The following is a 24,953-nucleotide window of genomic DNA, read 5'->3' on the forward strand; positions in this document are numbered from 1 at the left end:
ATTTGCTTCTGACCGTTTTCAACTCCCTCCAGTCGTTCGGCCATTTGCTTCTGGCCATTTTCAAGCTGCTCCAGGCGTACGGTCATCTGTTCCTGGCCCTTTTCGACCCGCTCCAGGCGTACGGTCATCTGTTCCTGGCCCTCTTCGACCCGCTCCAAGCGGCTCTCCAGCCGCTCCAGGCGCACGGCCATCTGCTCCTGCCCCTTTTCAAGCCGATCCAGGCGTTTGGTCGTTTTCTCCAGCCCCTGCTCGACCCGGTCCAGGCGCTGATTCGTCTCGTCCAGTCCGCGCCCGAGGTGATCCAGCCGCACGTTCATCTCGTTTCGAAATTCACGCATGTGGTTCATGAATTCATTCAGGAGCTCCTGCACGCATCCGCACCTCCCCTTTTCTCCCATTCTATCACAGCCTGAACCCAGGGTATCACAGGATAGAGGGCGCCGCAAAAAAAGAAAGACGTACGCGCCGGTACGCCCCTTTTCCCCGTCATTCCGCTAGGCCTGTTTGACTCTCTGCAGATCGGCCTCCACCATCATGTGGATCAGTTCCTGCAATCCCGTTTTGGGTTCCCAGCCCAATTCCCGCTTCGCTTTGGCGGGATTCCCCAGCAGAACGTCCACCTCCGCCGGACGGAACAACTGCGGATCGATCACGAGGTAATCCTGAAAGTCCAACCCCACGTAGTCAAAGGCGATCCTGCACATCTCCTCTACCGTCGTGGTGGTTCCCGTCGCGATCACAAAATCGTCCGGCTTTTGCTGCTGCAGCATCAGCCACATCGCTTCCACGTAATCGCCGGCAAAGCCCCAATCCCGCTTGGCGTGAATGTTTCCCAGCCGGAGTTCCTTTTTCCGGCCTGCCGCGATTTGAGCGACGGTGTGGGTCACCTTCCGCGTCACGAATTCAAGCCCTCTCAGCGGCGACTCGTGGTTGAACAGGATGCCGTTGCTGGCAAACATGCCGAAGCTCTCCCTGTAGTTTTTCGTCATCCAGTAACCGAACAGCTTCGAAACCGCATACGGGCTGCGCGGGTAGAACGGGGTTTGCTCCGACTGCATCGGCTCCTGGATCAGCCCGTACAGTTCGCTGGACGACGCCTGATACATTTTGATGCCCGGGTCCACCTCGCGAATCGCTTCCAGCACGTGCAGCACGCCCATGCCGGTCACCTCGGCGGTCAAGATGGGCTGCTCCCAGGAGGAGCCGACAAAGCTCTGTGCCGCCAGATGGTACACCTCATCCGGTTTAACCGCCTTGACAGCCCGGATCAGCGACGAAAGGTCCAGCACGTCTCCGTCCCTGTATTCCACCTCGTCGGCGATGTTCAGGTATTCCAGTCTCCAGAGGTTGCTGGTGCTTCGCCGCGGGAGCAATCCAGCCACCCGATATCCTTTTTCCAGCAGAAACTTGGCCAGATAAGCCCCATCCTGGCCGGTGATGCCTGTGATGAAGGCTGTTTTCGTCACGGTCTCGCTACTCCTTTTCAGCAAGTGATTGCAGCCTGCGGAGGACGGCCTCCGCGCTGTGTTTCCACGTAAAGGCGGATCGCATCCGCTCGCTTGCCGCGCGCCCCATTGCCTGGACGAGGGCGCGGTTCTCGCTGGCAACGCGCATGGTTTTTTGCAGGTCGTGCTTGTCGACGGACAGCCACCAGGGCGGCCCCACCGTCTCTGGGAGACCCGTTCCCTGCTCGGGGAGCCCAACCACCTCGGCCGGAAGCAAAAAAGCCGTCCGCCCGTCACAGAGATCGCGGCTGGGTCCCTTGTCCGGCACGATGACGGGAAGTCCGCATGCCATCGCCTCCGCAATTGGCAGTCCAAATCCCTCCCCCCGGTACGGGTGAACCAGGCAGTCACAACCCGCATACAAGCCCGCCATCTCCGTTTCGGACAAGTACCGGTCCAGATAGACAATGCGCGGGCTGCGCGGCCGGGAAGCGGCTTTCCGGATCGCCGTTTGAAACGTCTTTCCTTTATAAAAGCTGCCTGCCCCGTTGTCCTTGATCACCAGACAAACATCGTCATCCGCCGTGAATTCGTCCACATAGGCCTGCAGCAAGAGATCGATCCCCTTGCGGACGATGGTGCCGCCGACGAACAGGAAGCGAAACCCTGCCGTCCCCACGCGCATCGGCGCGGCCTCCGGGCGGAAGACCGATTCGTCGACACCCAGCGGAATCACCTGTACCTTTTCTGCCGGAATGCCGCAGCGTACGTAGCATTCCTTGTTGTAGGAGCTGTACACCCAGATTTCGTCGACGTCCTTCGTCATCGGGATGAACCATTCGCGCGGAATGGCTCCATACTCCCAGGCCTGCATGCAGATCCGGCGCTTCCCGGCCGGTTTGCCCCATCCGGGCGTCCACTCGTGAACAACAGCAGCGTCCGCTTCGGAAAACGGCGCAAACGAAGCCGCGCGGGAGGACGGCACCAGCGTCAATTCGTCCTGCGGCACTCCCATTCTCAGGAAAAGGCGATGATCTCGTTCCAGCTCCCTGCAGAGATTCCGGTTGACAACAGCGATGCTGTGGCCGGCAAATTGCGGCCCGACCCAGTTGACCCTGATCCGCTCGTTCAACGGCTCACCCCCGGAATCGGAAAATGCCATTCTCCCCCAATATATGGCGCATGTGCAAGGCGGGTTCCGGTTTTCCTGTGACCGCATCGTTCACCAGTACCGACCGCCGGTAATACCCTAACAACAACTGGTACTATCAAGCGGGAGTGAAGCTAGCGATGACCGAACATTGGCAGGACCACTATCAACGCTGGACGACGTTCGCCAACCTCGATCCGGAACTTCGCGCCCAGTTGGACAGCTTGCGGGACGACCCACACACCCTGGAAGACTGTTTTGCCAGACCGATCGCATTCGGAACCGGCGGCATGCGCGGGGAGCTCGGTCCCGGGATCAACCGGATCAATCTGTACACCGTGCGAAAAGCGTCGGCGGGCTTGGCCCGCTATGTGACCGCACACGGGAAAGCGGCGATGGACGCGGGCGTGGCGATCGCCTACGACAGTCGGCACAAATCCCGGACGTTTGCCGTGGAAGCGGCCAGCGTGCTGGGATGGCACGGCATTCGCGTCCATCTGTTTGACCGCTTGTGCCCTACGCCCCTGCTCTCGTTTGCCGTCCGCCATGTGGGGGCGTTTGCCGGCATTGTCATCACGGCGAGCCACAATCCGCCGGAATACAACGGGTTCAAGGTATACGGCGCAGACGGCGGGCAGATCACGCCGGCGACCGCCGAAGCGCTGCTGACGCACATGGACGAGGCGGGCGACGAGCTGCGGATTGCGGCGGCGGACGAACAGGCGCTCCGGGCGAGCGGCTTATTGCGTTCGATCGGCGGCGAGCTGCTGCAGGCGTATCTGGAACGGTTGCATCGCTGCCGCATCCCGCCAGCCGTCCAATCGGCCGGCGATCCCGTCCGCATCGTGTTCACGCCGCTTCACGGCACCACGTACGAAGCGATCACGAAAGGACTCGACGCGTTTGGCTACCGCCACGTCACGGTCGTAAGGGAGCAGGCCGATCCGGACCCCTCTTTTTCCACCGTCTCCTCCCCTAATCCGGAGGAGCATCAAGCGTTTCGCCTGGCCATTCAGTATGCGAGAAAGGACGGCGCTGACCTGATTCTGGCAACCGATCCGGACGGAGACCGCCTCGGGGTGGCCGTGAAACATCCTCAGGGAGACTACGTCGTTCTGACCGGCAACCAGACCGGAGCGCTCTTGCTGCATTACCTGCTGTCCCAAAAACGGCGAAGCGGCGCTCTTCCGGCAAACGGCGTCGTGTTGAAAACGATCGTCACGTCAGAGATGGGAAGGGCGATTGCGTCTGATTTCGGGCTGGCCACCGTCGACACGCTGACGGGATTCAAATACATTGGCGAGAAACTGGGCGAGTTTGAAAAAACGGGCGCGTACGCCTTCCAGTTTGGCTATGAGGAGAGCTGCGGCTTCCTGATCGCCGATTTCGTCCGCGACAAGGACGCCGTGCAGGCTGCCTTGTTCATGGCCGACGCCTGCGCCTTCCACAAGGCGGAGGGGCGAAGCCTGTACGATGCGCTGCTCCAGTTGTTCGCCACCTACGGGTACTATATGGAAGACCTGCATGCGATCACCTGCAGGGGCCGGGACGGCATGGCCGCGATGGCGTCCATCCTCTCTCGCCTGCGCAGCCGGCCGCTGACGGAGATAGCCGGAAAAAAGGTGACTGTCGTGGAAGATTATCTGGCGGGCGAACGCAGGGATGTCGCCCTGGGCACGACCGCTCTGCTGCCCTTTCCCAAAACCGACGCGCTCAAATACGCGCTGGACGACGCGTCCTGGTTCTGCGTCCGGCCGTCCGGCACGGAACCGAAAATCAAGCTGTATGTCGGCGTCAAGGGTACCTCTCTGGAAGAGGCGGAAAAAAAACTGGCGGCGCTCAAACAAGCGGTCGGGCACCTGTTAAAGACCCCGTAGCCTGTCCTGTCCGGATGGGAATGACAAAGCCTCTGAAGCGGTACACATCTTCAGAGGCTTTGTTTCATCCGCCTGTGCAATTGGGCACGAACTAGGATTCCTGCCATTTTTGAAACACGATCAAGCCGTTCCAGTATGTCGGATGACCGTTGCCGGCCGTCCGGACATCCAGCAGGATTCGGTAACGACCGGGCCTGGACGCGATGAAATCGAGGGTGGCTCGGCGCGGATCGGCCCAGTTGGTATCGTCAACGAGAATGACGCAGCCGTTGGCGAAATAGGGTTCGGCGATCTGCAGCGCCAGCAGTTGGTTGTGGTAGTCGTGCGGCCCGTCAAACAGGTAACAGCCGATCAGTTCCTTGTGCACGCGTTTGAAATACTCGACGTAATCCATCTCGTGAAACGCGTGGTTCCCGCTTTTATGCCGCTGAAAATAATACTGGAAACGGTCGCGCGGTCCGCCGAATGCCGAAAAGTTGTCGACCCCGATGCAGGTTTTATCGGGATGGTTGGCCAGTCCCGCCAGAAACGTGAATCCGTGCCACACGCCGACATTCACGTAGGCGTGGCCGGGCGCAAGCTGCGAAACGAAGCGGTTCAGGATGGCCCCGATCGCGAAGGTGGACATTTTCGGAATGTCCCACACACTGCGGATGTTTTCCGTCAACCGCAGCCCGTCTGCCGGCAGCACCGTATTGGTTGACTGCAGGGCGAAATCGTCGGCAAAAAACATGTTCCCCGGCAGTTGGTCGGTCGGCTGAATCCTGCGAAACGAGATTCCGGCCAAAAAATCGGCATGGTTCATGCGGATTCCTTCCCCTCCTTCCCTTGTGACAGGTTCAGCCCTGAAGCTTCTGAAAGACGCATATGTTCCATCCCATGTAGATCCGCCTGTACGAGGCAGGCAGTTCCGAGGCGAGACGGGTGGGACCCGGCCAGGACGGAACGTCGTCAAACACGACATAGCCTCCCGCCGGCACCATCGGACTCCATGACAAAAAGTCGCGCTTCACCGCCTCGTAATTGTGGTCCGCATCGATAAACAACAGACCGATCGGATGTTTCCTGGGAAAGTGCCAGGAAGCGGCCGACGTATCTCCTTTCAGCGGCTGCACGCATTCCGCCACGCCGGCGTTGGCGAGATTTTGCAGAAACTCTTCGAAAAGCTGGTTTTCTTGGTATCCTTTCAAATAGGCCTGGCAGGTTTGTTCATCAGGCCCCCCGTTTTGCGTACCCTTCCAGGTGTCAACCGCGAATACCCGGCCCGCTCCCCGGTCCTTGACGGCGTGGGCCAGCCAGACGGTAGACCGTCCTTTCCACGATCCCAATTCCACAACCGTGCCGGTGGGCGCATAAAACCGTGCGAGCTGGTATAACATCATGCCCGCTTGATCGCTCACCCATCCCTGGATGGGTGCCACTTTCGCTTGAATGTCCAGCAACCGGGTGTGCAGTGTGGGCGACTGCAGGAAAAAGTGCCCGCTCATTGCCCGCCACCCCCTCACGTAAGTTTTGGCACGTCGCTGCCATTTTTCCGACGATCCTATGATATGCATGCATGTTCGATGCTGCGTGGTTCGTTGGCGGACGGGCGTTAAAATTAGGTGAGTGGGGTCAGATTCGGGGAACGGGTCGCCTGGTTTCGCGAATCCACTCTCTCAGCCGATGCTGCTCTTTCGTAAACACACGGAAAAACGCCGCTTCTTCGCGGGACAGGGGAACGATTTCGTGGGCAAGAAAACTGCACACCCGTTTGTTCTCCTGACTGTCAGGGACAATGACATGCCACGAGGAATAGATTTCAACCCGGTTCTCCGCTTGATCAGAGCGGAGCGGGATTTCCAGCTCAAACAGGTTCGCGGGTATGCGAACGTTTCCGGCAAGCTGGCCGTTGAGCATCACGGTCAACTGCTGAATGTTCTGCGGCTGGGCGGGAACGTTCAGGGGAATTTGTCCCTTGAGCAGCAGCGTGTCGAGTGGATGCTCGGGATCGACCTTGATGGACAGGACGAGCTGGATCGGAACCATCCGGTCCGGGTATCGGTTCATTTCCGCCAGCTTCGGGGTATTGCCGAACACCTTGTATGTTTTCACGTCGCGCAGCATCCGGTAGATGCCGTATTTCCGGTATTGGGGGACGTAGTGATCCGCGAACCACGTGTTGGAAATGGCCCCGAAGTGTTTCAGGCTGGTCTCAAGCACCTCCGGTATTCCGACCGATGCCCACTGGGTTCCCGATTTGCTGGAGCCGTGGTATCTGGCGTTGGCCAGGTAGTCTTCAATGGTGCCGATGCGATGCGTTTTGGCAATCCGAATCCACAGGTCGTAATCCATGCAGAAGTTCAGCTTCTCATCCACTCCGCCAACCTCTTCCATCACCTCTTTCCGGATGAAAGCGGACGGCTGGCAGATGTGGCAGCATTCAAACAGTTCCCGGGCATCGACCGGCAGTTTTGGGGGAAACGGGAAGACGGTAACCTTTTGATTGTGTTCGTTGGTGACATAGGCGTTTCCGTGAACCATGCCCCAATCGGGGTGTGCTTGAAGCGCCTTCACCGCTTTCATGACCGCCCCCGCCTCGTACGTATCGTCCGAATTCAGCCAGCCGATGATCTCTCCCCTGGCCAACGCCAGTCCCTTGTTGATCGCGTGGGACTGTCCCCGGTCAGGCTCGGCAACGAAGCGAAAGCGCGTGTCCACCTGGCTGAAATGCTCCAAAACCGCCAGCGTGTCGTCCGTAGATCCGCCGTCGATCACGATGTGCTCCAGATAGGGATAGTCCTGCTGCAGCACGCTCTCAATCGTTTGGCGGATAAATTGCCCCTGATTGAACGACGGCGTAATGATGCTCACCAAGGGAAGATCTTCCGAAGCCACACATATCCCTCCTTCGTTGTAAGAAGTTATGTTTCCCGGCGCGATACGATAACCTATGCGAAGCGGTTCCGCGGCGAGACCGGGCGATTTTCCCGGCAACCGGACGTGGTGCGGCATTCATTTTCGGCTGATCGAACACAGGAGAACGCACAGCTTTTCGGAAAAACCGAAAAACGATGACACTGCTGTCCAAACCATCCGGGTGAAGAAATCATATCCTACTCTATAAGGCAATGAATGATCATCCGGATGCCTGCCATTTACACGGAGGGGAGAACCTGTAATGGACAATCGTCAAATCTTGAAGCATGCGGTCCGCACTGCCTTGGATTCTCGCAAATTTGACTGGGTCTTCCGCCAGTTTCCCAGCAGACCACAATTGATTTCCGATAAACAGATTGCACTCGTGCTGGATGTTGGCGCCAATACCGGACAGTACGCCACCAAGCTGAGACAGCAAGGGTATCGCGGCAGAATCGTCTCCTTTGAACCGCTGTCCAAAGAATTTGCCCAATTGCGCCAACGGGCTTCCAGCGATCCCCACTGGGACTGCAAGCAGGTGGCGCTCGGCAGCACGGAGGGCTATACCATCATCAATATCGCCGGCAACTCCTACAGCAGTTCCCTTTTGCCGATGCTGGACCGGCACGTGATCGGCGCTCCCGATTCGCGCTACGTCGGCAGGGAAACCATCGCCATTACGCGTTTGGATTCGCTGCAGCCGTCGCTGATGCAAGCGCACGAACGCGTCTATCTCAAGCTGGACGTCCAGGGATACGAACTGGAGGTACTCAAGGGGGCCGCACGGACGCTGCCCCAAGTGGACATCTTGGAAATGGAACTGTCGCTTGTCCCCTTGTACCAGCACCAATTGCTGTACCCGGCCATGATTGACTACGTGGATCGCTTGGGTTTTGATCTGCTCTATCTGGAAAGGGATTTTGCAGACTACACCACAGGGGAAGTGCTTCAGGTAAACGGCATCTTTGTGCGGAGGTAGACGGTCATGCACCCTTTTACTCATACGGAAGTGTCTTTGAACGATGTCACCATGACGCTTGTGACAAACCTGGAAGATAACATCACCGGCGCCGAATTTCGGAGTGGGAAGAAGCTGTGGTCGGACGCGCTGGATCACGCGCGAAAGGTTCTCAAACGCAAGGACAGGATTCTCTACGCCGGCGGCCATATCGGCTCGGCGGCGATTTTCCTGGCCAAGGTGGAGCCAACCGCCATGATCTATTGTTTTGAACCTGACCCGGTCAATTACTCGCTGTTGACGATGAACCTGGTGATCAACCAGGTGCGCAACGTCCACGCGTTTCCGTTCGCAGCGGGAAAAAAACAGGGGTTTATCCCTTTTTACAAAAGCGATTGGGATTCATCCGACCACCGCTGCGCCATGCCCCGACTGGACGATGCGGACGTCTCCATTTTTCACGGCATCCCCTACCACATCCCGATGGTGCAGCCCCCGGAATTTCTCAAGCAGAGTTATCGCAACCAAGCTCCAGACTCGTTTGACTTGATCGTGACCGACACCCAGGGGGCGGACTTTGACATTTTGGAGGCCTGTTTGCCGATGATTGGCCCGCATACCAGCGTGATCGCGGAATATTCGCCCTACCACCTGTACCGCCACGGCACCTCCAAGCAGCAGGTCGAACGCCTGCTTCGCCTGTTTTCCCGGGCGGAAATCGTGAACTCGCTGGTCGAGGATGTCAAGCCCGCCCCCGTTACCGTTGACAGTCTGCTTTCGTTCTATGATGACCATTGCAAACAGTACAGCGGCTATGTGGACATCTGGTTGACTTCACACCCAGGCCCATCTCGCAAATAGGAGAGTGAGACCCATGGACACCCAATCGCTTCCGCTTGTGAGCGTCATCACCCCCTCCTATAACCAAGGGACGTATATCAGGGAAACCATCGAGAGTGTGCTGCAGCAGGATTATCCGCATGTGGAACACATCGTGATCGACGGCGGATCTACGGACAACACGTTTGCGATTCTCTCCCAATACAACCGGCAGAGCGAGAAATTCCGCTTCGTGTCCGAACCGGACCGCGGCCAGTCCCACGCGATCAACAAAGGCTTGTCTGTCGCGCAGGGAGAGATTATCGGATGGCTGAATTCGGACGACACGTATCTGCCCGGCGCCATCCGCAAAGCGGTTCAAGCCCTGATGGCAAACCCCCACTGGGGGATGGTGCACGGAAACGGCTACTGTGCGAACGAGCGAAACCTGCCGATCAGGCCGTTTCCCGTCAAGCCGCAAGATCGGCAAAAACTGTTTGAACGGTGCAACATCCTGCAGCCTGCCGCCTTCATCCGAAAACAGGTCTTGTACGAGGTGGGGGGCCTGGATGAAACGCTCAGCTTCTGCATGGACTACGACTTGTGGATTCGCATCGCGAAGCGCCACCCCATCGGCTATGTGCCCGATTACTGGGCAAAAGCCAGGTATCACGCCGCATCCAAATCGGTCAACCAGTGGCCGACGGTAGGGCTCCAGGAAGTGTTCAGGACGAGCGCCAAGCATTACGGCACCGTGTCAAACGACTGGGTGCTGGAATACCTGTACTTTCACCACAACAAGGGCGTTTTTCCGCTGCTGACCTTTTTTCGGGCGCACGCGGTTTTTGGCGGCGCGCCGCGGATCACAGCGATGAACCGCTACCCGGACATGTGGGTCCCGCCCAGATTTCACGTCTCGATTCAATCCGATCCGCAGGCTCCCGCGCACACGCTGCTGATCAGGGGCAGCAGACTGGGCAGTCCGCCGTCTTCCCATCCTGCTTTCCTGCATTACGTGATAAACGGCAGCATGACGGGAAGGATTGCCGTGAGCGGAACGACATTCACGGTGGAACTTCCGCTCCCGCCGGACAGGACGAACCATGAGGTGGACATTTTCGCATCGTGGAACGTGAAGATTGGGTCCCCGGCAAATCCGCGCGTCATCAGTTTTTTGGCCGATCAGGTGCTTCCTCTCACGTATCAGGAGCTGCAGTTTTACCGGGCGTATCTGGCAAATCCCGCCGGAATCGCACAGTGGGTCCGGGATCATCGCACTCCTGTTCCCCGGCTGTAACCTGCAGTCCGCCGCATGCGGTCGGCACGCCCCCCATCATCGCATACCGCCTCATCCAAACGGATACGGGGTGCTTGGCCCAATGGCAAGCACCCCGTTTTTTCCTTCGCCGCTCCCTGCCGCTATGTGCATCCAGCCAGTTTCAGCAGCTCGGCCAGGCGCCCCAGATCGACGACGATATCGTCTTGGATGTGGTGCCGGATGGACCACACATCGTAGACCAGTTCCCGCTTCTCGCCGAGCAGGTAGTAGTAATCCAGATCGCAGTGACAACTGATCATCCAGTACGTTTGGCGAACCCAGTGCGGAGAGAAAAACTCCACCACTTTCGTTCCCGGCCGGCAGAAGACAATATTGGCAAGGCCCGCCCCGTGCGGAGCGACAATCACCTGTGCCGAAGCAAACATGCGCACCTGCTCGGCGACCGGATACTCCTCGCAATGGATGCGGGTAAATCCGTACCGTTCCAGCAAAGCGGCCACTTCCTCCTCATTGCGCACGTGTCGGTAACGGGCCCGTGAACGGCTGATGTAGAGGCGTTCCCCCTTCCCGCCGGAAGCGGCTGCCCGCCAACCGGCGAACTGTTCGCGCAGAAAGTCGCACACCCATTTTTGCACGTGGCCGGTGTATGCCACCGCCGGGGTAATGACCAGGTTGGCCGCGCAAATGTGGGTATCGCTGCCGCATTCGATCAGCCGATCGGGCGTGACCCCGAGCGCGGCAAGCGTCTCATCCTGAAACGGCTGGCGCTTTTGATTGATCAGGTATTTGTCGACGGTGATCCCCTGGCGCCGCAGGAGTTCCATCCGCGCCAATACGTCGAACATCCAAAAAAAATAATTGGAACTTCCCACATACGTCAACAGCGCAGCGGTCCCGGGCAGACGGGTGACGGGCGGCAGCCGTTCCTGCGCAAAGACGGAATGCTCCTGCGGCAGTCGGTACATCTCATGGGAGACATCCCAGACCAGTTTATTGTCCGGACTGATCACGGCCCCGTTCTCCCCCCACACTCTTCCGTCCGGCATGAAAGCAATGTAGTAGGGCAGCGGTTCGCCAAACATCGTCCACATGGCAGGGTCCATCGCCTGGCGGAAGCGGCCGGGGTCATAGCGGAACGGTTCCGCCGGACATTCCCGATACCTGCCCGCCACGACTCCCTGCGCTCGATCCGCAGCGGCCGCCCATTCCGCCGTGGAGTTGTAAAAATCCTTGGGAGGAACGGTACCATCATCCCATCGATCCATAAAACCCCCTCCGATGTATCGAATTCACCTTACGACCTGAACACGTTTTGCAGCATTCTTCTCAACGCCGGAATACTCACGGTGATATTGTCGTTGTAGCGATAGAGGTACCGGCGTGGCCCTTCCCCGAGCAAAAAGGAATACTCCGCTCCCACGTGATTGCTCAGGACCCAGTAACAGGTCACCACGTAATTGGGGGAGTGCAGTTCGATCACTTTTGTTTTCGGCCGGCAGAAGATGAGATTGGCGAGACCGGCGCCATGGGGAGCCACGATCGCCTCTGCGGCGGAAAAGAGTCGGGCCTGCTCACGGACGGAATGCTGCTCCAATTTGACGATTCGGAATCCATACGCCGCCAGTTCCCTGACCACTTCGTCCTCGTTTGTCACGTTGCGATGTCTGGCGTCCGCACGGCTGATGTAGAGCCGTTCGCCACCCGCCGTCGGCTGACTGTCCCGATTCGGGTACAGCGCCTCCCGAAGAAAGTCGCACGCCCATTTGGGGGGATGTCCGTTGTACCCCTGCAGAGAAGGAACGACCAACCAGTCTGCTTCGATATGCGTATGATGGCCGCAGATGATCAGTTTTTCCCTCGGGATGCCGAGGGCGGCAAGGGTTTCTGCCTGAAACGGAACATGTCCCTGGCTGTTGATGATATACCGGCTGACGGGAATCCCGCCGAGTCGAAGCAGGTGAATCCGCGCCAGCACGTCAAACAGCCAGTGGTAGTAGTTGGAGCTGGCACTGGACGTCAAAACGGCGGCGATCCCCGGCAGGGGAGTAACGGTAGGGAGACGGGGCATTTTCAACAGGGTGTGTGTCGTGGGTGTCGAACCAAACTCGTAGGAAACATCCCACAACAGCTTGTGATCCGGGCTGATCACGGCGCCGGAGAACCCTGCCACGCGCCCCCGGGGGATAAGCGCGAGATAGCTGGGCAGCGGCCTGGATTGCAGACAGCCTGCAAACGCCCACTCAGGCGTGTCATCCAGTTTGTTGGGTTCGGCAAGCGATTCAGCGTGTCCGAAGTCAAACGAGCGAACATGGTGTTGGACCATGGCGGGATTGCCGTAATACGCCCATAAAAAATCCCATGGATACAGGTAATAGCCGTGCAGTCGCCCCGTCTTGTCCAGATGGCTTCTCATGCTCCCGCCCCCGTTCGCAGCCTACCCGTTTTCATCGCGCGTTTCCCCCGCCAACGCCCTTTTGTATGCCGCGATCGTCCGCCGCAGCCCTTCCTCAAGATCGATTTTCGGCTCCCACCCCAGGATCTGCTTCGCTTTTTCGATGGAGGGACAGCGCTGCCGGGGGTCGTCCGCCGGTAAGGGACAAAAGGTAATGGCGCTGTCAGACGCGGTCATTTGTTTGATCAGTTGCGCGATCTCGAGAATGGTATAATCTGCAGGATTGCCGATGTTGAATATCTGCCCCTCGGCCGCTTCCGACTCCATCATGGCCTGCAGACCCCGGACCGTATCGTCCACGTAACAAAAACAGCGGGTTTGCTGTCCGTCACCGTACACGGTAATCTCCTCTCCGTTCAGCGCCTGCGTCAAAAAATTGGAAATCACCCGCCCGTCATCATTCCGCAAGCCGGCCGAATAGGTATTGAAAATGCGGGCAATTCGCATCCGGACCTGATGGATGCGGTAATACTCGAAACAGTACACCTCGCCCAACCGTTTCGCTTCGTAATAACAGGCTCGCGGTCCCCAGGTGTTGATCTTCCCGCAGTAATCTTCGGGCTGGGGATGAACGTCGGCGTCCCCGTAAACCTCGCTCGTACTGGCGTAGAGGAACTTGGCCTGCAGGCATCGGGCCACTTCCAGCATGTTTCGGGTCCCGAGCGTATTGGCCGCAATCGTTTCGAGCGGGGAGGCCTGGTAAAACTTCGGCGATGCCGGAGACGCGAGATGATAAATCTCCGTGACGCCGGCGAACTCCGGTTCGATGGCCGGCTCGATGGACGTTACATCCCGTTCGACAAAGCGGAAGTTTGGCTTGCCTTCCAGTTCCCGCACATTTGCCCGCAACCCGGTGCTGAGATTGTCGATGCCGATTACGTCACAGCCCTTCGCCACCAGTTCTTTTGCCAGATGGGAGCCGAGAAAGCCGGCGGCTCCCGTAATGATGACTCGCTTCATATGACCTCTCTCCGATCAGTCGTAAACTTGCAGGCCGCTAGACCCGTTCTGCCCGCTGCGCGGCATACCACGCAATCGTCCTGCGCAAACCCTCTTGCAGCGAAACCTTGGCTTCGAATCCGAAGTACTCCCTGGCCTTCCGGACATCGAGGCATCTGCGCGGCTGTCCGTCCGGCTTCCCGGAATCCCAGCGAATCTCGCCCGTAAAGCCCGTTTCCCTGGCGATCAGCTCCGCCAGGTCTTTGATGGAGATTTCCTCTCCCGTGCCGATGTTGACCGGCTGATCGCCGTCGTAATGCTCCGCCGCCAGCACGATGGCTTCCGCGGCGTCCTCGACATAGAGAAATTCGCGCGTGACCTGTCCCGTCCCCCAGACCACGATGTGATCGTCGTTTCGCTCCTTGGCCTCCACACACTTGCGGATCAACGCCGGAATCACGTGGGACGTCTCCAGATCGAAGTTGTCGCGCGGCCCGTACAGATTGACGGGGAGCAAAAAAATCGAGTTGAACCCGTATTGCTGCCGGTAGGCCTGACTTTGCACCAGGAGCATCTTCTTGGCCAACCCGTAGGGAGCGTTTGTTTCTTCCGGATAGCCGTCCCACAATGCTTCTTCCCGGAACGGAACAGCAGCGTGCTTGGGATAGGAACAGATCGTTCCGCAGGCCACGAATTTTTCCACGCCGCCGAGCCTGGCCGCTTCCATCAGATGGATGCCCATGGACAAGTTGTCGTAAAAAAAAGCCCCCGGATTTTTGCGGTTTGCTTCAATTCCGCCAACCGAAGCCGCCAGGTGAATGACCAAATCGGGCTTTGTTTGCTCGATGAGCGACATGGCCGTCTGCTGCTTGCGCAAATCGTAATCCCGGCTTCGCGGGACGATGATACGGCCGCAGCATGCCGCCCTCAGCCGTTCCACCACGTGAGAACCGAGAAAGCCCGATCCTCCGGTCACCATGATGGTCTTGTCGGTCCAGCGTTTCATGCTCCTCCCTCCTGCTCGTCACGGTTTACCCGCCGCATGATCTCTTCCCACGAGAGACACAGGCGGACGATGTCGTCTTCCACCAGGCTGCTTCCCATCTGCACCTCGATGATATCCAGGTCGGCAGCGGCCTTGATCGCGTGCTTGGCCCCGACCGGGATTTCCAGCACGTCCCCGGCCCGGACATGCCGCAGACGATCGTCCAACACAAATTCACCCTCGCCCGCGACGATTACCCACACTTCGCTGCGATGGCGATGATACTGGTAGCTCAGGTTCCGCTGCGCATCGATGTGAAGCCGCTTTGTCAATACCTCGGCCCCGCTGTCCATGGTTTGGTAGCCGATCGCTTGATACCACCCCCAGCGGCGCTCTTCAAACATCGGACGGTGGTTCCACTCTTTTGCAATCTCTTTGACGAGATGGCTTTTGGCTTTATCCGAAACCAGGATGCCGTCGGGACTGGCCGCCACCACCACGTCGGAGGTTCCAATCACGACAACGGGCAGGTCCAATTCATTGATCACGTGGGTATTGGTACACCCGTTGTCCAGGTGCCCTTTCCCGACGAGATTGACAGTCATTTCCTCCGTGATGGTGTTCCAGGTCCCCAAATCCTTCCAATTTCCGTCGTACGGAATGACGACGACCCGCTCCGCCTTCTCCACCACCTCGTAGTCAAAGCTGATGGCGGGCAGTTGTTCGTACTGCTGAATCAGCGTGTCATACTTGACAGGATATCCTCTTTTTTCCAATTCGTTGATGATATACCCCAGGCGGAATGCAAACACGCCGCAGTTCCAGAGCGCCCGCCGCTTTAACAGCCGCTTTGCCTGTTCTTCTGACGGCTTTTCCGTAAACGAGCGGACGCGGTACGGATGCGGCTGTATCCGGTCGGCTTTCTCCTCAGCGGGGACGATGTAGCCGTATTTTGTCGATGGATACGTGGGCGTAACCCCGATCAGCGCGAGATCGGCTCCCGATTGGTTGAGCACTTCCTCCAGCCGCTTGATCATCGCGAAAAAATCATCCCCGACATACGGATCGACGGGCATGACCGTGACGGTTTCCTGAAGATCAACGCCCTCTTTGGAGTACAAAAAGCTCGCGGCCAGCGCGATCGCGGGAAACGTATCACGCTGCTTGGGTTCAATGATGAGCGGCACCGTCGTACCCAACTGGTTCTGAATCAGGTCCGCCTGCGTTTTGCTGGTGGAAACGTACAGAGAATCAAGCAAGCCGTTGGCATCCAACTGCCTCCACAGCCGTTGCACCATGGATTCCAACTCGCCGTTCGGATTGCGCAGCATTTTCAGAAACTGTTTGGACCGCACATCGTTCGATAACGGCCACAGCCGCTTTCCGGATCCTCCCGATAGCAATATGAGTTTCATCCATTGCACCTCTGTCCGATTTTTGTCTTGGCCTGCACTATTTTATGAACAGGGAAAGAGGGGTGATATCGAAATGGACGAAAATAGGTATTCTCTCCGTCCCCGGGATGGACGGCCGCATGATGAAGCTGTCCCGTTTCAAAACGACCGTTTCGCACATATCATATTCAATGGCACAGTGACACGAGTCGCTTCCACCATACTCTGCATGACCCTCGAGGGGGCATAAAAGGAGAGGAGCGGTTTTGTATCCTTTTTCAATCGCACACGTGACGTTGAACAATCTCAACATGCAGTTGGTCACCCATCTCGATGACAAAGTGGCGGGAGCCGGTTTTCGCAGCGGAAACCGCCTCTGGAGCGATTCGCTGGAGCATGCGCGAAGCCGGTTGAGGCCGGGAAGCCGCGTTCTCTATGCCGGCGGCCATCTTGGCTCGGCGGCCATTTATCTGGCAAAGTCCGAGCCGGGGGCGACCATCTACTGCTTTGAGCCCGACCCGCTCAATTTCGCCCTGCTGACGGTGAATCTTCACCTCAACCAGGTTCAGAACATTCATGCGTTTCCCTACGCGCTGGGAAAAAGCGGGCAGTTTATCTCGTTTTACAAGAGCGCCTGGGACTCGTCCGATCACCGGTGTGCCATGCCGCGAAGCAGCGACAAGGAAGTGTCGATCTTCCGCAGCCTGCCGTACAAGATCCAGATGGTCAATCCCGTGGAGATTTTCAAGCAGTGTTACGGCGTCAGCTTTCCCCCGCTGATGGATCTGATCGTGATTGACACGCAGGGTGCCGACTTCGCCATCATCGAGGCATGCCTGCCGCTGGTGAGCCAGGACACGACGATCATTGCGGAGTACTCCCCTTATCACCTGTACCGGTACGGCACCACCAGGGAAGACGCCGCGCGGGTGCTGCAGCATTTTTCGCGGATCGAGCTCAGCCGTGAGCAACCTGTTTCCGTCCAACAGCTTTTGGCGATCTACGACGACTATTACGCCCAGTACAAAGGCTTCTACGACATCTGTCTGAAAAAATAATGAAAGGAGGCTTCCTTCCATGGGAGGAACGTGGACCGAAGACGACATCCGCCAGGCCATCAGCGACCGCTGGTGGTACCACAAGATCAGACTTGCCCCCGGCATCGTCACGCCCGGTCTGCCGCTGGACAGCGTCTGGGAGATGGTTCGAGCGGTAAGGGACACCATTTCCTATCAGGGGAAACGGGTTCTCGACATTGCCAGCTTTGACGGCATGTGGGCGTTTGAGGCGGAGAAACTGGGGGCGAGCTTCGTTGTCGCGACGGATTGCTACCATCCCGTTTTTTCCAATTTTTCCTTGTGCAAAGACATCCTGAACAGCAGCGTGGTCCCTCTGTACAACATCTCCCCCTACCATCTCTGGGACGGGCTGAAGACCATTTTGATGGACGACGCCTCCGTGAATCTGGGATTCCCGGAACAGATTCGCAAAAATCAGTTCGACATCGTCCAGCATCTCGGTCTGCTCTATCACGTTCGCGATCCGCTGCTGACATTGTCTCAGGCGAGAAGCGTCATCAAAACGGGCGGATATTTGCTGCTGGAAACGGCTGCGATCCTCAACAGCGAGGAGTCGTTCATGCTGTTTAACGGCCCGCCGGAAGCCAAATACCGGTTTTACAACGATGTCACAAGCTGGTGGGCTGCCACCGTCCCCTGCATCCAGGAAATGCTGAAAACCACGCTCTTCGAACCGCTTTCGCACACGATTCGCACGATTCACGATCGCCGCGCGGGCAAATACGAGATCGGCCGCGCGTGTCTGGTCGCGAAAGCCATTCCCGGCAAAGAGATGGAACTGGCGTCCTATCGGGAACTGCTTCGAACCTTCCGCAATCCCGGATTGGTGCCGGATTATTTGTAGCCGCATGGCGATGGGCATCAGCGGAAAAAGGGAGGTCGGATGCAAGACCCGGTCCCCCCTTTTCACCGCATTCCATTTGGCAAGGGAGTGAGACGTATGTCCCAACAGGATCTTCCTCTCGTCAGCATCATCACCCCCTCCTACAATCAGGCCGGCTTTATCGCGGAAACCATCCAAAGCGTCTTGAACCAGGACTACCCGAACATCGAGCACATTGTGGTGGACGGGGGATCGACGGACGGTACGGTTGCCCTCCTTCAGCAATACAGTGATCGGGGGGAGCGGTTCCGCTTCGTGTCGGAGCCTGACCGGGGCCAGTCCCACGCGGTCAACAAAGGGGTGGCCATGGCAAGGGGGGAGATTATCGGTTGGCTGAACTCCGACGATACGTATGTGGCGGGAGCGGTCCGAAAAGCCGTGCAGGCATTTCAGCAGCACCCCGATTGGGCCATGGTGCACGGCAACTGCTTCGTCATCAACAAGAACAGCCGCTCAACATCTTCGCTGAATGTCAGCGCCGCCACGATCCAACGGCTGTATGAGAGCTGCTGTATCTGCCAGCCTGCTGCGTTTTTCCGCAAACACGTGTTTCAACAGCTCGGGGGGGTAGACGAATCCCTTCATTTTTGCATGGATTACGACTTGTGGATTCGGATTGCCAAACACTACACCATCGGGTACATCCCCGAGCATCTGGCAAATACCCGAGTTCACGAAAGCTCCAAAACCGCTACCCAATGGCACTCGGTCGGGATTCCGGAAGTGCTGCAAACCGTCGTCAAGCATTTCGGAACAATCTCGAATACGTGGATGAGGTACGCGGCCCCCTACCTGCGCATGGGCGCCTTCTCCCTGCTGCGCCAAATCAAGGCCAACGCCGCCCGCAAACATACTCCCAAGGTCACGCACATGAACCGGTACAAGGATTTGTGGGTCCCTCCCATGTTCACGGTTGCCGTGGAAGCAGATCCGAGCAGCCCGGCGCACCTGCTGCTTGTCAGGGGAAGATCGTCCCAGCACATCCCTACCCCGAACGAGCAGGGGGTCAATTTCCAGTGTTCGGTCGTGGTCAACGGACGGCTGGCAGCTGTTCACCAGATCACAACGCCGTCGTTCTCGCTGGAGGTGCCGCTTGACAGGAGCCGGCTGAAAAACGACGTGGCGATTTTTTCTTCGCGGTTTGTCTCGCTAGCGAATCAGGTGTACCCGATGAAGAGGCAGGTCAGCTTCGTCGCGGAGGACGTGCTTCCCCTTTCTCTCGATGAAGCACGGCTCTATCAAACGGTTCAGCATGCGTCCCGCACGTCGTAGCCGTCCCCGTCAGCCCATGTACATCTTGGTCTCGATCACGGCCGCCGCGCCTGCAACGGCGAGAATGAGCAGCAAGGGAAAGGCGGCCGGTACATAGACGAAAAGAGCGACGACTGCCGCCGCCGCCCAAATGCCCACGCACCAATGGCAGCTCAGCAGCATGCCCAGCCAGCGGCGGAAGCCTTCCCCCCGAAAATGGATGTGCCGGATCAGTTGGCCGGCTGCGTCGGTTTCATACTTCTCCGTAAAAAAAGGCGCTCTCAGAAACGAGGTGATTTCGTCAAACACGATCAAGTGGGTCAGGCGAAAACTGGCCAGCACCAGAATCGCCAAATCCAGCCACGAAACGCCTCCCATTATTCCCACTCCTTTTCCTGATACTTTCTTGTTCTCTCCATCTTTCTTCGCGTACCATCGGGACGGCACATTCAGAGCCAGTCAGCAGGGAACACGCTCAAACAAAGCCATCACGTTCCCCGGAAAGTGGCGGCTTTTTCGCTTACAAGGAAAGGGCAATCCGGTTATTGGCCGCGAACTGCAGCCCCTGTTCCTGGAAGAACACATAGCCCTCGACCGTCACGGTGTTTCCGGTTTCCGGTTTGACGACGGAGAACTGGAAATTCTGAAACGTCTCGGTTGCTTTCGGCTCGATCCTCACCGGGTGAATCGGACCCATCCAGTACTCCCCCCGTTCTTTCGCCTGCGTAAACCAGTCATCCTCCAGATACCTCCACCCTTTGATCCCGGCAGAACTTTGCACGCCAAGCGTTTCCACCAGATTGGGCGGCAGGATCTGCCCCCCCATCTTGATGCTGTCGGCGGGATCGGCGCGAAGGCAGACGACCGGATTGTACAGCGCTTCTGTCCCCGTATTTTTTACGCAAATATTGCCGATAAGCAAAAACGGCCGGTTTTCCACATCAGACCGCAGCACGGTGTAGTCGAAAAACACCTCAGCTTCCAGGCGGCTCGCTTCCGCCTGCCGGGGCGTTTCGGGCAAGGGGCCTGCCCCCTGCAAAGAGGCTTCCGGCTCCGCCTCGTCCGTCCCGGCTGCCGCTGTGTCGTGATCGGGCTGCGCTTCGGTTGTCTGCGCGGCCATAGCCGCCTCTGTCTCCGCAGGTTCCGTCGGTGCCGCTTCCTGCTGTTCGCTCGTCCCGCCGCTGTATGCGGCCGTTTCCGCCGCCGCTGAATCCGCTACATCCGCCGAATCCGCATCATCCGCAGCGGCTCCGCCCCCAAAGGCTTTCAGCAGGTGGAGCGACAGGTACGACAGCGGCGAGATACGCAGCCCGGTCAGAAAGTAGTGAAGAATCCCGGAAGAGAGGTAAAAGGCGATGCTTTCTCCGTACGCCTTTCGCTGCTCCGCATCCGTTCCCTGGGGGAGTTGAAACTGAATCGCGATACCGGAGGAAGCAGAGCGGGCTTCCCGCTGCAGTTTCACCACGCAGGTCATTCCTGTTTGCTTCAATTCATGGTGGAGGCAGTCAATCAGCGTCCTGCGTGACTCGTTTTCGCTGCGAAACACGATCAACTTTGGGGGGACGGATGCGCGGATCTCTTTGACGCTGAAGCGGATCGCCACATCCTTTTTGAGGATCTTCGCCGGTTCTCCCATCACGATCTCCGCCCCGTAATCGGAAAGAAACGCCTGCACCCTGTTCACGATCTCCCATTCGTAGGAGGCGTCTTTTCCGGCTCCCCCCGCCGTCAGGACACACACCTTCCCTCGTAGTCCGGAATCGAGATCGATCCGCTTCTGTTCGGCATCCCATCTGATCTGAAAGCCGTTCTGTTTGCAGAACAGGCGAAAGGCGGGAACCGACGTGTACGGCATGGTCCCGCTGCGCTGTCCCGCGTAATATACCTCGACGTCCATGTGATTCACTCCTTCAATGGGTACTTCCCCATCCGCTGTCTAGTGTATGAACAGCCGGCACCATGCGTGAGGCGTGACGCGGTCATTTTCGGGAAGACGGGTACCCCCTTCTTTGTTCCGCCATACCATGTCAGGAGAAAGGAGTGATCCCATGTCGGACGAACACCTGCCGTTGGTTTCCGTCATTTTTCCGGCCAAAAATGAAGGAAACAACGTGCGCACCACGCTTGAATCGCTTCGCGCCGCGAAATCGCGCTATCCGTATGAGATCATCGTGGTGGATGACGGTTCAACGGACAACTGCTGCGCCTTTTTGCAAACAGAAGAAGAGAATGGCCGGGTCAAGCTGATCACCACGCCCGGAATCGGCGCGGCAGCAGCGAGAAATCTGGGAGCGGAACACGCCAAAGGCACCTATCTGATTTTCTGTGACGCCCATCTCACGTTTCCTCATTACTGGATCGACGGTCTCGTCGATCTGATCAAGTCCGGGCGCACCGACGCCGTATCTCCCGCCATCGCATCGATGCACGAGCCCCACAAGATCGGCTACGGCCAGACGCTGGACCAACGATTGGGCGTAGTCTGGACCCGCCACGTGAACCGTCCGGAACCGTCCGCCATCCTCCCCGGCGGCTGTCTGGCCGTGCCGCAAAAAGTCTTTCTGGACATCGGCGGCTTTGACAGAGGGTTTCGCGTATGGGGCTTTGAAGACATCGAAATCTCCATAAAATTATGGCTGTTTGGTTACCGCTGCCTTGTGCAGCCCTCCGTCAAGATCCTCCATCTGTTCCGGAAAGCCCATCCCTATAAAGTGGAGTTCGACCATGTGTACTACAACATGCTGCGGATGGCGTACAGCCACTTTAGCGAACCGCGGATTGCGTCCTGCAAGAAACTGATCATCCATGCCGATCCCGACCGGATCGAGCGCGAGGTGCTGCAGGGCGGGGCCGCGGCCCAGCGCCTGCGGTATTTCGCGCGGCGCAAATACGACGACGACTGGTTCATGCGCCAGTTCGCCATTCCTTTCTAAGGCAGCAGCCAAAAAATGGGCATTCGTTGACAAGCAAATCTCCCGCCGCCTCCATAGTATGTAATGCAAAATCAAATACCCATAGAAAGGAAGGGTTGTACTGGTGCATAAAGTGAAGCCCATCAAGGGTTACCAGCTGCCGACACCTACACCGACGCCAACAGCACCCCCGCCGATTCCCAACAATCTGCAGGAAGAGTGCATTCGCGTCCAAAAGGTGTACGACTGGGTTGTATTCGCCAACAGGGACCGCAACAAGGTTCCCATTCCCGACGACTGCCGGCCGTTGGTAGACGCAGCCATCCGGGCGGGGCAGGATATTACCATCCAGTGCGTGGAACCGATCGTTCCGCCGCCGTTCCCGCTGATCCCGAAACCGCAGCCCACCATTTCACCCGAATTTTCCTGCCGTGTCATCGGCATTCGCCGTGAGACGATCACGGTTGGCGGGGCTGTCGTCCGCGTAGGCGTTGTCCGGTTCCTGTTCGGCGCTACCGTGCTGCTCCGCATTTTTGCCGACGGTACGTTCCTGTGCGAATTCCCGGCTACCATCCAGTTTGATGACGAAGTGGTGCTCTGCCTGCCGGAGCCTCTGGACGAAAGCAATATTCTCTGCCGGATCACCGCGATCGAGTGCATGCCCATCGGCAGCGTGCTCCTCGGCGGCATGGTAGAACTGGAGATCACGATCTGCAAGGAAATCCAGGTGGAAGCGGAAGTGAAACTGGAGGTTCTGGCGAAGTTTTGCGCACCGCGTCCGAACGACATTCCGGTACCGACTCCGTCGCCCGGCCCCGGTTTCCGCTGCCCGCCGATCGTCTTCCCGCCGCAGTGCCCGACGATCTTCCCGCGCGCGAACTGCGACTGCCAGGCTACGGCCAATACGCTCATTACCGGCGTACCGGTGAGCCTCGGCCTGCCGCCGCTGGCACCGACCGAAATCGGCACCGTACAGTTGATCGCCGACATCTGCCCGAGCTGCAACCCGTCGGCCAGCACGTTCACCTTCAACTTCTTCGACACGCCTGGTCCGACACCGCTGCCTGACGTCTTCCCCGGCGACCAAAGCTTCAGCCTCACGCCGACGACGATCAGTTCGCCGACGTGCATCACGGTTCTGCCGGACCTCGGTCTGGGAATTGTCCTGCCGACCATTGCCCTCGGTCTGACCGTTACCGGTACCGGCGTAAGAACGTTCACAGCTACAGGTACGCAGGAAACGGTGAACTACACGCTCGTCCTGGCCGAAACCGGTCTGGGTCTGCCGGATGTCGTGCTGCTGGTTCTGACCAACGGCGCTGGTGTTCCCGTCTTCTCCGCCGCACTTACGGTTGTCCCCGACGAACAACTGCTGGTCCAAGACTGCGTGACGTTCCCGGATGTGATCCCGACGCCGTCCATTCCGTAATTCGCCAGATTCTTATACAAAACGGGAGAAGAGTGGATCTTCTCCCGTTCTTTTTTGGATCAATCAAAAGGCAGGCGTCCTTTCCCCCAATCCGGCTGCCGGAGAGCCTATCTCTTCCCTTCTTTTTCACACTTCCCGCTCCCCTACATATGTCTATAGGGGAACACACACTGCAAAGGAGGAACGTACGGTGTTGAAAAAAAAGACCTCCAGCAAAGCAAAGCCGGAGAAGGAAAAGCTTCTCCTGCTGAAGCGGCAAGCGCAGTTTTTCGAAGCGAAAGCGAACCAGTACTACGAGGAACTCCAGCATGCCAGCGAAAAACTGAAGGAGCAGCGTGACCGGGAAGAATGGCAGAACCATCACCTGGAACAGTTGAAACGATCACTGACAGATCAACAGCGCAGGGCTGACGAATTGAACCGCGTTGTGGCCCAACTGAACGACCGGGTGCACGAGCTTGAACAACACGAGGCAAATCAGCTTGCCCTGCTTGAACAACGAGACCAAACCATCTCCTATTACAAGGAAAAGGAAGCCCAATGGCAGAAAACCCTGGAAGAATGGAAAGAAAAAGCAAGGGAAGCCCAGGAGTCGCTGCTTGATGAGGACGCTGCGCAGCTTCTGAAGCAAAAAGACGACATCATCGCCCGCTATCAGGCCCAAGAGGCGGAGTGGAGCGAAAAATGGGAAAAGCTGAACCAGCAGGTGAAGGCGTATCAACAAAAAGCAGCCGACTATGCCCAGCTTCTCCAGCAGCAGGAAGAAACCATCGCCAGCTATCAAGCCAGAGAAGCCGAATGGAATGAGACACTCCTGCAGGTGAACGAGCAATTGGAAGCCTACCGGAATGCAAACGAACACTCCGAAGCCCTATCCCAACAGCTTGAGGCCTACAGGCTGAAAGAAGCAGAATGGGATGCCGCGCTTGAAGAACTGCGGCAGCAGCTTGAATCCTGCCGGCAAAACGAAGAAGCGCTGACGCACTTGCTTCACCAGCGCGACGAAACCATCGCCCGCTATCAAACCCAAGAGGCGGAATGGAGCGACACCCTGGAAAAGCTGAACCAGCAGGTGAAGGCGTATCAACAACAAGAAGCCGAGCAGACACAGCTTCTCAGGCAGCAAGAAGAGACCATCGCCAGCCATCAAGCCAGAGAAGCCGAATGGAATGAGACGCTGCTGCAGGTGAACCAGCAATTGGA

Annotated in this window: 22 protein-coding genes and 1 pseudogene; 10 read left to right on the forward strand and 13 right to left on the reverse strand. The window is 57.9% G+C overall.

The genetic code is table 11. The features are described 5' to 3' along the window. From FOI68_RS21925 to FOI68_RS21935, 3 genes and pseudogenes are all read right to left on the reverse strand, one after another. Positions 1 to 371: pseudogene (locus FOI68_RS21925) on the reverse strand (hypothetical protein); the annotation flags it as partial. Between the two features lie 123 nt (positions 372 to 494). Next, on the reverse strand, positions 495 to 1,466 hold the full coding sequence (gene gmd, locus FOI68_RS21930; RefSeq protein WP_029097541.1) for a GDP-mannose 4,6-dehydratase: 972 nt from the start codon (positions 1,464 to 1,466) through the stop codon (positions 495 to 497). Positions 1,467 to 1,473: 7 nt separating this feature from the next. Then, positions 1,474 to 2,577, reverse strand: coding sequence for a glycosyltransferase (locus FOI68_RS21935; protein WP_185974019.1), 1,104 nt, complete (start codon positions 2,575 to 2,577; stop codon positions 1,474 to 1,476). 158 nt (positions 2,578 to 2,735) lie between these two features. Here FOI68_RS21935 and FOI68_RS21940 point away from each other — a divergent pair, with 158 nt between their 5' ends. Continuing rightward, positions 2,736 to 4,472 carry a phospho-sugar mutase gene (locus FOI68_RS21940; RefSeq protein WP_143864321.1) on the forward strand — a complete coding sequence of 579 codons (1,737 nt, stop codon included), beginning with the start codon at positions 2,736 to 2,738 and terminating at the stop codon, positions 4,470 to 4,472. Positions 4,473 to 4,563: 91 nt separating this feature from the next. Here the strand turns inward: FOI68_RS21940 and FOI68_RS21945 are convergent, their stop codons facing one another. The 3 genes from FOI68_RS21945 to FOI68_RS21955 all read right to left on the reverse strand — a co-directional run bounded on the left by FOI68_RS21945 (position 4,564) and on the right by FOI68_RS21955 (position 7,349). Further along, a complete protein-coding gene (locus FOI68_RS21945) occupies positions 4,564 to 5,277 on the reverse strand; it encodes a class I SAM-dependent methyltransferase (protein ID WP_035300334.1) in 714 nt (237 codons plus the stop codon). Positions 5,278 to 5,311: 34 nt separating this feature from the next. Further along, a complete protein-coding gene (locus FOI68_RS21950) occupies positions 5,312 to 5,959 on the reverse strand; it encodes a class I SAM-dependent methyltransferase (protein WP_185974020.1) in 648 nt (215 codons plus the stop codon). A gap of 127 nt (positions 5,960 to 6,086) precedes the next feature. Continuing rightward, positions 6,087 to 7,349: a glycosyltransferase family 2 protein gene (locus FOI68_RS21955; RefSeq protein WP_255433806.1), complete on the reverse strand. Its 1,263-nt coding sequence runs from the start codon at positions 7,347 to 7,349 to the stop codon at positions 6,087 to 6,089. Positions 7,350 to 7,632: 283 nt separating this feature from the next. On the opposite strand from FOI68_RS21955, the gene FOI68_RS21960 reads away from it, so the two are divergent. Genes FOI68_RS21960 through FOI68_RS21970 form a run of 3 tightly spaced genes read left to right on the forward strand, consistent with a single transcriptional unit; the run spans position 7,633 to position 10,444 of the window. Next, positions 7,633 to 8,349, forward strand: coding sequence for an FkbM family methyltransferase (locus tag FOI68_RS21960; protein WP_143864325.1), 717 nt, complete (start codon positions 7,633 to 7,635; stop codon positions 8,347 to 8,349). A gap of 6 nt (positions 8,350 to 8,355) precedes the next feature. Beyond that, complete coding sequence (locus FOI68_RS21965; RefSeq protein WP_143864326.1) at positions 8,356 to 9,189, forward strand: FkbM family methyltransferase; 834 nt, start codon at positions 8,356 to 8,358, stop codon at positions 9,187 to 9,189. Between the two features lie 13 nt (positions 9,190 to 9,202). Continuing rightward, positions 9,203 to 10,444, forward strand: coding sequence for a glycosyltransferase family 2 protein (locus FOI68_RS21970; protein ID WP_029097549.1), 1,242 nt, complete (start codon positions 9,203 to 9,205; stop codon positions 10,442 to 10,444). A gap of 122 nt (positions 10,445 to 10,566) precedes the next feature. On the opposite strand, the gene FOI68_RS21975 is transcribed toward FOI68_RS21970, so the two are convergent. From FOI68_RS21975 to FOI68_RS21995, 5 genes are read right to left on the reverse strand one after another with little or no spacing between them, the layout of a single operon-like run. Continuing rightward, positions 10,567 to 11,691: a glycosyltransferase family 61 protein gene (locus FOI68_RS21975; protein ID WP_143864327.1), complete on the reverse strand. Its 1,125-nt coding sequence runs from the start codon at positions 11,689 to 11,691 to the stop codon at positions 10,567 to 10,569. Positions 11,692 to 11,720: 29 nt separating this feature from the next. After that, positions 11,721 to 12,839: a glycosyltransferase family 61 protein gene (locus FOI68_RS21980; protein WP_143864328.1), complete on the reverse strand. Its 1,119-nt coding sequence runs from the start codon at positions 12,837 to 12,839 to the stop codon at positions 11,721 to 11,723. Between the two features lie 21 nt (positions 12,840 to 12,860). Beyond that, entirely contained in the window at positions 12,861 to 13,838 is a 978-nt protein-coding gene (locus FOI68_RS21985; protein WP_143864329.1) for a UDP-glucuronic acid decarboxylase family protein, read from the reverse strand. A gap of 37 nt (positions 13,839 to 13,875) precedes the next feature. Next, a complete protein-coding gene (locus tag FOI68_RS21990; protein WP_143864330.1) occupies positions 13,876 to 14,823 on the reverse strand; it encodes a GDP-L-fucose synthase family protein in 948 nt (315 codons plus the stop codon). Next, positions 14,820 to 16,217, reverse strand: coding sequence for a sugar phosphate nucleotidyltransferase (locus FOI68_RS21995; protein WP_143864331.1), 1,398 nt, complete (start codon positions 16,215 to 16,217; stop codon positions 14,820 to 14,822). Before FOI68_RS21995 ends, FOI68_RS21990 begins: the two co-directional genes overlap by 4 nt. Positions 16,218 to 16,462: 245 nt before the next feature. Here FOI68_RS21995 and FOI68_RS22000 point away from each other — a divergent pair, with 245 nt between their 5' ends. The 3 genes from FOI68_RS22000 (at position 16,463) to FOI68_RS22010 (ending at position 19,430) form a co-directional block, all read left to right on the forward strand. Beyond that, positions 16,463 to 17,254, forward strand: a complete 792-nt coding sequence (locus FOI68_RS22000; RefSeq protein ID WP_029097553.1) for an FkbM family methyltransferase — start codon at positions 16,463 to 16,465, stop codon at positions 17,252 to 17,254. A 19-nt stretch (positions 17,255 to 17,273) separates the two neighbouring features. After that, on the forward strand, positions 17,274 to 18,119 hold the full coding sequence (locus FOI68_RS22005) for a DUF1698 domain-containing protein (RefSeq protein ID WP_143864332.1): 846 nt from the start codon (positions 17,274 to 17,276) through the stop codon (positions 18,117 to 18,119). A 96-nt stretch (positions 18,120 to 18,215) separates the two neighbouring features. Next, on the forward strand, positions 18,216 to 19,430 hold the full coding sequence (locus tag FOI68_RS22010) for a glycosyltransferase family 2 protein (protein WP_143864333.1): 1,215 nt from the start codon (positions 18,216 to 18,218) through the stop codon (positions 19,428 to 19,430). Between the two features lie 9 nt (positions 19,431 to 19,439). Here the strand turns inward: FOI68_RS22010 and FOI68_RS22015 are convergent, their stop codons facing one another. After that, positions 19,440 to 19,787 (reverse strand): DUF1360 domain-containing protein, encoded by a 348-nt coding sequence (locus FOI68_RS22015; protein ID WP_143864334.1) that lies wholly within the window; start codon positions 19,785 to 19,787, stop codon positions 19,440 to 19,442. A gap of 142 nt (positions 19,788 to 19,929) precedes the next feature. Beyond that, a complete protein-coding gene (locus FOI68_RS22020; RefSeq protein ID WP_143864335.1) occupies positions 19,930 to 21,306 on the reverse strand; it encodes a hypothetical protein in 1,377 nt (458 codons plus the stop codon). Between the two features lie 151 nt (positions 21,307 to 21,457). On the opposite strand from FOI68_RS22020, the gene FOI68_RS22025 reads away from it, so the two are divergent. The 3 genes from FOI68_RS22025 to FOI68_RS22035 all read left to right on the forward strand — a co-directional run. Next, complete coding sequence (locus FOI68_RS22025) at positions 21,458 to 22,342, forward strand: glycosyltransferase (RefSeq protein WP_143864336.1); 885 nt, start codon at positions 21,458 to 21,460, stop codon at positions 22,340 to 22,342. Between the two features lie 103 nt (positions 22,343 to 22,445). Continuing rightward, complete coding sequence (locus FOI68_RS22030) at positions 22,446 to 23,750, forward strand: BMQ_0737 family morphogenetic spore coat protein (protein WP_255433807.1); 1,305 nt, start codon at positions 22,446 to 22,448, stop codon at positions 23,748 to 23,750. 190 nt (positions 23,751 to 23,940) lie between these two features. Next, the coding region (locus tag FOI68_RS22035) for a coiled-coil domain-containing protein (protein WP_143864338.1) at positions 23,941 to 24,953 on the forward strand (1,013 nt) is incomplete at its 3' end.

It is taken from the genome of Brevibacillus sp. LEMMJ03 (genome assembly GCF_007197875.1).
Classification (GTDB): Bacteria; Bacillota; Bacilli; order Brevibacillales; family Brevibacillaceae; genus Brevibacillus; species Brevibacillus thermoruber.